7 protein-coding genes are annotated in these 6,114 nt (G+C 73.6%); 4 read left to right on the top strand and 3 right to left on the bottom strand.

The genetic code is table 11. From position 1 onward, the window contains the following. Positions 1-319 (bottom strand): helix-turn-helix domain-containing protein (locus MCAG_RS21445; protein WP_007075076.1); only part of this gene is annotated, 319 nt, incomplete at its 3' end. Between the two features lie 167 nt (positions 320-486). Between MCAG_RS21445 and MCAG_RS21440 the strand changes: the two genes are divergently transcribed. Together MCAG_RS21440 and MCAG_RS21435 are read left to right on the top strand one after the other, a co-directional pair. Continuing rightward, positions 487-1,938: a glycoside hydrolase family 3 N-terminal domain-containing protein gene (locus MCAG_RS21440; RefSeq protein ID WP_007075075.1), complete on the top strand. Its 1,452-nt coding sequence runs from the start codon at positions 487-489 to the stop codon at positions 1,936-1,938. A gap of 513 nt (positions 1,939-2,451) precedes the next feature. After that, the gene (locus MCAG_RS21435) at positions 2,452-2,898 is read left to right on the top strand and encodes a hypothetical protein (RefSeq protein ID WP_007075074.1); all 447 of its coding nucleotides are present in this window, start codon (positions 2,452-2,454) and stop codon (positions 2,896-2,898) included. A 54-nt stretch (positions 2,899-2,952) separates the two neighbouring features. Here MCAG_RS21435 and MCAG_RS21430 read toward each other — a convergent pair whose 3' ends face one another. Further along, a complete protein-coding gene (locus MCAG_RS21430) occupies positions 2,953-3,615 on the bottom strand; it encodes a GNAT family N-acetyltransferase (protein ID WP_036377752.1) in 663 nt (220 codons plus the stop codon). A 319-nt stretch (positions 3,616-3,934) separates the two neighbouring features. On the opposite strand from MCAG_RS21430, the gene MCAG_RS21425 reads away from it, so the two are divergent. Continuing rightward, complete coding sequence (locus MCAG_RS21425; RefSeq protein ID WP_232290244.1) at positions 3,935-4,120, top strand: DNA repair protein; 186 nt, start codon at positions 3,935-3,937, stop codon at positions 4,118-4,120. A gap of 52 nt (positions 4,121-4,172) precedes the next feature. On the opposite strand, the gene orn is transcribed toward MCAG_RS21425, so the two are convergent. Then, positions 4,173-4,769, bottom strand: a complete 597-nt coding sequence (orn, locus tag MCAG_RS21420) for an oligoribonuclease (RefSeq protein WP_007075071.1) — start codon at positions 4,767-4,769, stop codon at positions 4,173-4,175. A 67-nt stretch (positions 4,770-4,836) separates the two neighbouring features. Here orn and MCAG_RS21415 point away from each other — a divergent pair. Further along, positions 4,837-6,114, top strand: a 1,278-nt coding sequence (locus MCAG_RS21415) for a glycosyltransferase family 87 protein (protein ID WP_007075070.1), incomplete at its 3' end; no start/stop codon positions are given.

The following is a 6,114-nucleotide window of genomic DNA, read 5'->3' as shown; positions in this document are numbered from 1 at the left end:
CCGCGCCGGTGATGTCGGCGCAGGCCGCCACCACACGCTCGGCGCCGACGTCCACCCCGACCACGTACGCCGACCCCGGCCGCACGGCGTAGAGCTGGGCGTTCGGGCCCCGCCCGCCGGCCTGCTCGCCGACCCGGGCGACCAGGCCGCGCTCCTCCAGCCGCTCGACGAGTTGGGAGGCGGTGACCTTGGACAACCCGGTCAGCTCGCCGAGCCGGGCCCGGGTCAGCGGCCCCCGCTCCAGCAGCAACTCCAGCGCCGCGCGGTCGTTGAGCGCTCGCAACAGGCGGGGGGTGCCGGGCAGCCGGGTCGCACTCATGCCACGTCCTCTGATTTTCGTAAACTTTGCTAACCCCAGACCGACCCGCAGCCGGGTGACCGTAGCGTAACGGCCGCCCCGAACCGGGGTACTCGGACGACCAGGCAGCGGCCGGCACCGCCGGTGCCACGCGCCCCGGAGGCCGGGCGCGACAGAGGGGAGATTTCGTGGGGATCGATCCAGGACTGCGCCGGCTCGCGCTGGGCACCCTGCTCGCCGCGTATCCGGGGCCGGTCCCGCCGGACTGGGCCGTCGGCCTGGTCGCCGAGGGGCTGGCCGGGCACACCCTGTTCGGCACGAACGTGCACGACCTGGCGCAGGTGGCGGGGAGCACCGCCGCGCTGCGCGCCGCCCGGGCCGACGTCCTGGTCGCGATCGACGAGGAGGGCGGGGACGTGACCCGCCTCGCCCACGCCACCGGCAGCCCGTACCCGGGCAACGCGGCGCTCGGCGCGGTCGACGACCCGGCGCTGACCGAACGGGTGTACGCGGCGATCGGCACCGAACTGGCCGCTCTGGGGATCACCGTCGACCTCGCCCCGACCGTGGACGTGAACACCGCCGACGAGAATCCGGTGATCGGCACCCGCTCCTTCGGCGCGGATCCGGCCCGGGTGGCCGTCCACTCGGCCGCCGCCGTCGCCGGTCTCCAGTCGACCGGGGTGGCCGCCTGCGCCAAGCACTTCCCCGGCCACGGGGCGACGATCGCCGACTCCCACCACGAGTTGCCCACCGTGGACGCGACCCCGGCGGTGCTGCGCGAGCGTGACATGCCCCCGTTCGCGGCGGTCGTCGACGCCGGGGTCCTGTCGATCATGACCGCGCACATCCGGGTTCCCGCGCTGACCGGCGACGGCCCGGCCACCTTCAGCCAGGCGGTCCTGGTCGACCTGCTGCGCCGCGAGCTCGGCTTCACCGGGACGGTGATCACCGACGCGCTGGAGATGAAGGGCGCGGCGCTGGCCGCCGGCGGCATCGGCCCGGCCGCCGTCCTGGCCCTCGCCGCCGGGGCGGACCTGCTCTGCATCGGCGCGAGGGTCAACGCCGCGCTGGTCGAGCGGGTCGCCGCCGAGATCGTCGCCGCGCTCGGCGACGGCCGGTTGAGCCGGGTCCGGGTCGAGCAGGCCGCCGGCCGGGCCGCCATGCTCGCCGCCGCGACCCGGGCCGCCGGCCCGCCGGCCCTCGCCCCCACCGACCTGGGGTACGCCGTCGCGCGACGTGCCGTCCGCGTGGAGGGCGAGGTCACCGGGCTGGGCCGCCCCCTCGTCGTGCAGTTGCACGCCGCCGCCACGATGGCGCAGGGGCGGGTGCCGTGGGGCCTCGGCCCGCACCTGGCCGGGCTGGAGGAGATCCGTGTGGTGGCCGCCGAGACGGACGCGGCGACCCTGCGCGGACTCGCCGGGGACCGGCCGATCGTGCTGGTCGGCCGGCACCTGCACCGGTTGCCCGGCGGCGCGGGGCTGGTCGAGGCGCTGGCCGCCGCGCACCCGGTGACCGTGGTCGAGATGGGCTGGCCGGGGCGGTGGCGGCCGGCGGGAGCCCGCGCGTTCGTCACCACGTACGGGGCCAGCCACGCCAACGGGCGGGCGGCGGCGCAGGCGCTCGGCCTGGCCGACTGAGGGGGCCCCGGCAGGCGATCATCCTGATCTGCACGCTGCGTCACTAGCCCTCGAATGAGCCAGGTTCACTAAACAGCAGGTCAAGTCCGCTAGACGACACCGTCGACCCGCCGGTTCCCCCCTTGCCCACCCCAATCTCGATACGTAGCGTTATGGGCGGGACAGCGGCCGGTGGAGCGACCGGCCGCCCACGGGAGGACCTGGGAGAGGCCGCGCGGACCGTGGATCCGGCCCGGGATCCACGGTCCGCGCCCTACTGTCGCAACTTGCCGCCTTTCATGGATACCTGTCGTTGATTCGACAGCTTTTCGGCATCGACCCGAGAGCTGACCTTTGGCACGCTTTGCACTGTTGGCACTCTCTCATCCATCGGTTCCCGAGCCTTCCCATCGCAGAAACCCGCTGGTTCCCGGCGGGCGGAAGGAAGGGTGCCCCCGGCCCGCCAGGCTTTGGCATCGTCCTGTCCGCCTGCGGGTCCGTCCCGTCCGGTAAGACAGACCGAAGGGAGCCATCGTGCGGCACGTCCGCAGGGTTCTTGCACTCGTCCTGTCCACGGTGACCATGAGCGGCGCGTTCGTCGTCGCCCTCGCGCCCCCCTCGCAGGCCGCCGTGTCCTGCTCCGGGACCGTCAGTTACAGCGAGAGCTACGGTCCCGGCGAGTTGACGATCTTCTACAACACCTCCAACGGCGGCACGAACAGCGCGTGCTTCTACCACAAGGGCGCGGCGTACGGCGTCGCCGCACCGACCTCCGTACGCGCGTACCGATGCACGGAGCAGTCCGGCGAGGGGAAGCCGTGCACGGTGGCGGCCAGTTCCAGCCAGGACCTCGGCAACTACGCCTACTATGCGGGGCCGCGAGGTGTCACCGGCACCGCGAACTACTGCGTCGCCGCGGTCGGCTACATCGACTGGCAGGGCTACCGGTACACGATCAGCAGCGGGCGACAGGGCTGTTGACCCGGCCAGGGTCCCACTGATTGGTGCCCCGGGCCGGGGCTGGGGACGGCCCGCCTACGGCGGATAGACCCCGTACGACCGCCAGCCCCGGTCCGGGAAGCCGGCCGCCTCCGCCACCCGCGCCGACGCGACGTTGGCCGGGTCGTGCCGGTACGTCGGCACGGCGCCCTCGTCGAGCACCCGCCGGGCGGCCTGTGCCACCAGCCGGCGGGCCAGCCCCCGGCCCCGGGCTGCCCGGGCGGTGCCGACGGCCAGTTCGTGACCGTGGGCGTCGTGCCGCTTGATCGCCACACCGGCCAGGTACCGACCGTCGGCGTCCCGCACCACCAGCACCTCGCGGTCGAACAGCTCCAGCCACCGGGGCAGCCCCGGCTCGGTCGGCGCGATCCACTCCCCCACCTCCGGCAGGGGGGCCGGGGCCAGGGTCCACCGGAACACGTCGTCGTTGGACACCCAACGGGGATGGGCGACGGCGGCCGGCAGGCCGGCGAGCAGCCGCCGCTCCGACCGGGCGGCGAGTGCCCGGACCGCCGGGACGTGCCGGGCCGCGACCGACAGCACCGTGCCACGGCCGTCGCCGACCGCGATCGCCGGGCGGAGCCGGCCGTCCCAGGCGGGCAGGTCGCGCCGGTGCGAGCGGACCACGTGCAGCCCGGGGCCCGCCGGCCACTGCCCGAGCCAGCTCACCAGGTGCAGGTACAGCCGCCGGTCACGCACCGGTCGCCTCCCTCCGCCGCGCCCGCCGGGGACGCCGACATGATCACGGTACGCCGTCGGGGCCCGCGTCTTCGCGCCGTCGGCGATGACCGGGGCGGCAGGGGCGGTCAGCTCGCCGCCGGCTGGCTCTCCGGCCGCCGGTCGGCCGTCGTGCGCGGGCTGGTTGACACCCACGGCGGACGGGTAGACGTACGGAGCATCGCCGGTGGCTACCGTTCGTCGTCACCCGCCGATGGCGGGAGCCCGAGGCACCACGACCACGTCATATCTATTTCCATACATGTACAACTTTCTTTGGGACGGTATGGTCATGCCGAATATGCCTGATGACCGATACGAGCAGTACGCCGAGCAACGGTGGCGGGGACCGCAGGGATGGTTCCCGGCGCAGCCGGCGTACCGGGAGTCCCGCAACGCGCGTGGCGCGGAGCCGGCGCTGTCCTGGGCGGAGCTGAACCGGCTGCCGGCCGGTGTCTCCACCCGGCGCGGCCTCACCGCCCGATGAGCCGCCCCGGCGCCCAGGTCAGGTCAGGGTCGGCAGCGAGGAGAGCCCCGGGTCAGAGCTGCGCGGCGATGGCCTTCGCGCTGTCCACGTCCGGGCCGGGCAGCGGGACGAAGATCGTCCGCCGGTAGTACTCCAACTCCCGGATGCTCTCCCGGATGTCCGCCAGCGCCCGGTGGGCCAGCCCCTTCCTCGGCTGCCCAAAATAGACCCGCGGGTACCAGCGCCGGCACAGCTCCTTGATGCTGGAGACGTCGATCATCCGGTAGTGCAGGTGGGCATCGAGGCGCGGCATGTCCCGGGAGATGAAGCCCCGGTCGGTGGCGATCGAGTTGCCGCACAGCGGGGCGGCGCGCGGGTCCTTCACGTGGCTGGTGACGTAGTCGAGCACCAGGTCCTCGGCCTCGGCGAGGGTCACGGCGGAGCGTCGGACCTCCTCGGTCAGCCCGGACTTGCCGTGCATGGTCCGGACGATCTCCGGCATCGCCTCCAGCGCCGCCTCGTCGGCGTGGATCACCACGTCGACCCCGTCGCCGAGCACGTTGAGGTCGGGGTCGGTGACCAGCGCGGCGACCTCGATCAGCGCGTCCCTGCCAAGGTCCAACCCGGTCATCTCACAGTCGATCCAGACGAGGAGATCAGCCACGGCCACAGCCTACGCGCAGCCCACGCCCTCGCGCCTCGGCACGGTAGGCGGGACGGACCGCTAGGGTTTCCCCGTGCCCGCTGAACCGATCGCGCCACCCTCCGTCACCGCCGACGAGCCGGGCGCCCGCCGGGTCCGCCGGCTGGTCACGGTGCTGGCCCTGGCGGCCGTGCTGCCGGCGCTGTACCTGCCCGGACTGAAACACGACTTCCTCGACCTCAAGATCTACATGCGGGCGATGGACTGGTGGGCCGCCGGCCACCCGCTCTACGACTACGTGCAGCCGGACCGGGTGCAGGGCGAGCTGTACTTCACCTACCCGCCGCTGAGCGCGCTGCTGCTGCGCCCGTTCGCACTGCTGCCGCTGGGGCTGACGATCGCGGTTTTCACGATCCTCACCATGCTCGGCGTGGTGGTGACCACCCGATGGCTGCTCGCCCCGGTCGTCGCCCGGCACGGCCTGCCCCGGGTGTTCACCCTCACCGTCGGGGTGCTGCTGGTGTTCGCCGTGGAGAGCACCCGGGAGACGATCACCTTCGGTCAGATCAACATGCTGTTGGTCGTGCTGATCCTGGCCGACCTCCTCTTCGCCGTGCCGCAGGGGCGGCGCTGGGCGGGCGTGGGCGTCGGGCTGGCCACGGCGCTGAAGCTCTACCCCGGCATCTTCATCGTCTACCTGCTGGCGGCCCGGCGCTGGCGGGACGCGGCCGTGGCCTCGGCGACCGCCGCCGGGGCCACCCTGCTCGCGGCGGCCGTGTTCCCGTCGGACTCGTGGCGGTTCTTCACCCACGAGCTGTGGACGACCGACCGGGTGGGGCGCACCGACTACACCGGCAACCAGTCGCTGTTCGGGCTGCTCAGCCGGCTCACCGCGCCGGCCGAGCCGAGTCGGGCGTGGTGGCTCGCGCTGGCCCTGCTGGTCGCCGGGTACGGGCTGTGGCGCGCCGCCCGAGCCGCCCGAGCCCGCGACGCGCTCACCGGCCTGACCCTGACCGGCCTGGTCGGGTCGCTGGTCAGCCCGATCACCTGGACCCACCACATCTACTGGTTCGTCCCGGCGGTGGTGGTGCTGACCGACACGGCGCTCGCCACGGACCCGGCCACGCCGGCCGGGGCCCGACGGCGACGGTGGTTGACCGGCCTGGCCGTCCTCACCGGCGCGCTGATCAGCTACGGGGTGGTGTCGTTCCACGACTGGGGGGTGGCCCCCGTGCCCACCGACTCGCCCGGCGAGTTCCTGGTCCGCAACACGTACGTGCTGCTGAGCCTGCTGCTGGTGGCGGCCCTGCCGGTCGCCCGCTCCCCAGCCACCGGCGGGAGCATGGCGCCAGACCACGAGGACGGGAAATCG

This window comes from Micromonospora sp. ATCC 39149 (genome assembly GCF_000158815.1).
GTDB lineage: Bacteria > Actinomycetota > Actinomycetes > Mycobacteriales > Micromonosporaceae > Micromonospora.
This window is presented reverse-complemented; position numbering and strand designations above follow the sequence as displayed.

What these genes read in the sequence shown, in the direction of transcription:
- MCAG_RS21425 (WP_232290244.1), top strand. Translation starts at nt 3,935, where the DNA reads ATGCCTGATGACCGATACGAGCAGTACGCCGAGCAACGGTGGCGGGGA.